The organism is Neisseria sp. P0009.S007 (assembly GCF_051962515.1).
The window spans coordinates 1-2,497 of the sequence record NZ_JBQCVF010000203.1 but is presented as its reverse complement, the minus strand read 5'-3'; the positions used below and the strand labels follow the sequence as shown (position 1 = coordinate 2,497).

General features: G+C 52.2%; 3 protein-coding genes and 1 pseudogene. 1 reads left to right on the top strand and 3 read right to left on the bottom strand.

Features of this window, described 5'->3' with window-relative positions:
• From acpS to recO, 3 genes are all read right to left on the bottom strand, one after another.
• Window positions 1-212: holo-ACP synthase (gene acpS, locus ACTHS3_RS11585; protein ID WP_440368001.1), on the bottom strand; the 212-nt coding region annotated here is incomplete at its 3' end.
• Window positions 213-300: 88 nt separating this feature from the next.
• On the bottom strand, window positions 301-1,029 hold the full coding sequence (gene pdxJ, locus ACTHS3_RS11580; protein WP_440368000.1) for a pyridoxine 5'-phosphate synthase: 729 nt from the start codon (window positions 1,027-1,029) through the stop codon (window positions 301-303).
• A gap of 67 nt (window positions 1,030-1,096) precedes the next feature.
• Window positions 1,097-1,840, bottom strand: a complete 744-nt coding sequence (gene recO / locus ACTHS3_RS11575; protein WP_440367999.1) for a DNA repair protein RecO — start codon at window positions 1,838-1,840, stop codon at window positions 1,097-1,099.
• A gap of 139 nt (window positions 1,841-1,979) precedes the next feature.
• Between recO and ACTHS3_RS11570 the strand changes: the two are divergent.
• Window positions 1,980-2,497: pseudogene (locus tag ACTHS3_RS11570) on the top strand (patatin-like phospholipase family protein); the annotation flags it as partial.

Here is a 2,497-nt window from a genome sequence, read left to right as displayed (position 1 = left end):
ACCACGCCGCGTATGCCCGTACCGACGGCTTTGGCAAAAGCCTCTTTGGCGGCAAAGCGTTTGGCAAGATAGTTGACCGGTTTGCCTGCCTGCGGAAATTCCAACAGCTCTTCCGGGCTGAGAATGCGTTGCGCAAATGCCAGTCCGAATTTTTTGTTCAGGCGGATAATGCGTTTGAGGGAAACAATGTCTGTACCGATTCCGTAAATCATGGGTCTGCTCCTTGTTTAAATAGTCAGGCCGTCTGAAAATGCGGCTACCGGCCCAAGCAAATTGCCTTAGCCGGTATGGCTGATGCCCTTAAGGCAGCATTCTGGCCCTGAACATGACTTCCTTCATTTGGCGGACCGCTTCAGGCAGGCCGAGGAAGAGTGCTTGGGAAATCAGCGAATGGCCGATATTCAATTCGCGGATGGCGAGAATTTGGGCAATCGGCGTTACGTTGTGAATGGTCAGGCCGTGTCCGGCGTTGACGACCAAACCCAAATCGCTGGCGTAATGCGCGCCGTTTTGAATGCGCTCGAATTGTTTCATTTGCTCGGCGTGGCTGTGCGCATCGGCATATGCACCGGTGTGCAACTCGATAACGGGCACGCCGACATCATAAGCGGCTTGGATTTGCGCGTTGTCGGCATCGATAAACAAGGACACGCGGATGCCTGCGTCAGTCAGGATTTTAGTGAACTCAGCCACTTTATCCTGTTGCGCCAATACGTCCAAACCGCCTTCGGTGGTTACTTCTTGACGTTTTTCAGGCACGAGGCACACATCTTCCGGCATGACGTTAAGCGCGTTTTCCAGCATTTCTTCCGTCAACGCCATTTCCAAATTCAGGCGCGTGCGGATGGCGTTTTTAACGGCGAACACGTCCGCATCTTTAATATGGCGGCGGTCTTCACGCAAGTGCATGGTAATCAAATCTGCACCGTGGGTTTCCGCAATCAGCGCCGCTTCGACAGGGCTGGGATAAATCGTACCGCGCGCATTGCGGACGGTGGCAATATGGTCGATGTTTACGCCTAACAACATAATAAAGTCCTTTCTTTAAGGTTTCAGACGGCCTGAACCTTCTCATATCAAAGGCCGTCTAAAAAATTCAACTGCCCAAGCCAAACTGCTGCAACTGCTGCAAAACCTGCCGAGACTTGATGCCCTCGGGCAGAAGATTGTCAATCAAAAGCCGCGTCACTTTCAAAGCCTGCCCCAGACTTTCCTGATGAACAAAACTGCCTTCCCTCAAATCGATTAACGTCGCGCCCAATACGGCAACGCCCTTATTGAGCGCATGGAAACGGTCGGCCTCGGCCAGGGGAACCACAGCCTCTTCAGGTGTGAGCCAATAAGTTTCTTCGCCGTTGATTTCATTGCCGTTGCCGTCATGGAACAAATCGGGGGCAAAGCCCAAGCGTGTCAGCAGCGTCCATTCAAAACGGCGCAAAGCGGCAATATGGTTGGCCTCGCAACAGATGGTTTTCATGGTTTCCGCCAAAACATCATAAAGCTCGGGCAACGGGTCTTCGCGGACGGTCAACTTCAGCATCAGCTCGTTCACATACAATCCGCTGAACAAAGCCCTACCCTGCGGCTGCGGCCAACCGCCTATCCATTCGGCGCGATGCAGAGTCTTCAACTCTTGCGAACCATACCAAGACGCGCTCACCGGCACAAACGGCACCAACACGCCACGCAACTCGCTTTGCCGTTTGCGTGCGCTTCTGGCCAACAAAGCCACACGTCCATAACGGCGGCTGAAGGCCTCCACCCACAAGCTGCTCTCGCGCCAAGGGCCGGAAGCAAGCAGAAAGACAGGTTCGTGGTTGATGCGGTTCGGTTGCGCCATAAGGGTTTGGAAAGATAAAGATTGTGTCGATTATAACGGAAAATCGACATAAAAGGCCGTCTGAAAGGCCTGCTTCTGTGAACAACGCCTGAAAACCTTTATAATCCGTTTTCAATAATTTTCCGATTTTGTTGACTTTATGCCGAAATTCCAGCTCAAATCCACGCTTTCCATACTTTCTCTCGCCCTGTTATCCGCCTGCTCCTTGGTGAAATACCAACCCGTTGCCGGTATTGATGCAGTCGATTTGAAGCAAGGCTACCGCTTTGAAACCAGCAAACTCCAGCGGGAAGACGATGACGATACCTTAATTGTCGTCATGTTTTCAGGCGGAGGAACACGTGCGGCGGCGTTGGGTTACGGCGTTTTAGAACAGCTCAACCAGCAGCAGGTAACCATCGGCGGCAAAAGAAAATCCTTGCTGTCCAACGTCGATGTCGTTGTTGGCGTATTTGGCGGCTCGGTTTTGGCGGCTTATTTTGCACTCAAGGGCAAAGAAACCATTCCCTTGTTTTATAAACGTTTCCTACACCAAAACTTCCAACGCCAAGTCGTCAAACAGGCATTCTCCATGTCCAATCTGCCCCGACTGGCCTCGCCTGAATACGGACGCGGCGATCTGTTGCAGGAGCAGTTTGAAAACTACCTTTTCGGCAA

Coding starts and splice junctions, on each gene's coding strand:
- pdxJ (WP_440368000.1), bottom strand. CDS start 1,029: ATGTTGTTAGGCGTAAACATCGACCATATTGCCACCGTCCGCAATGCG.
- recO (WP_440367999.1), bottom strand. CDS start 1,840: ATGGCGCAACCGAACCGCATCAACCACGAACCTGTCTTTCTGCTTGCT.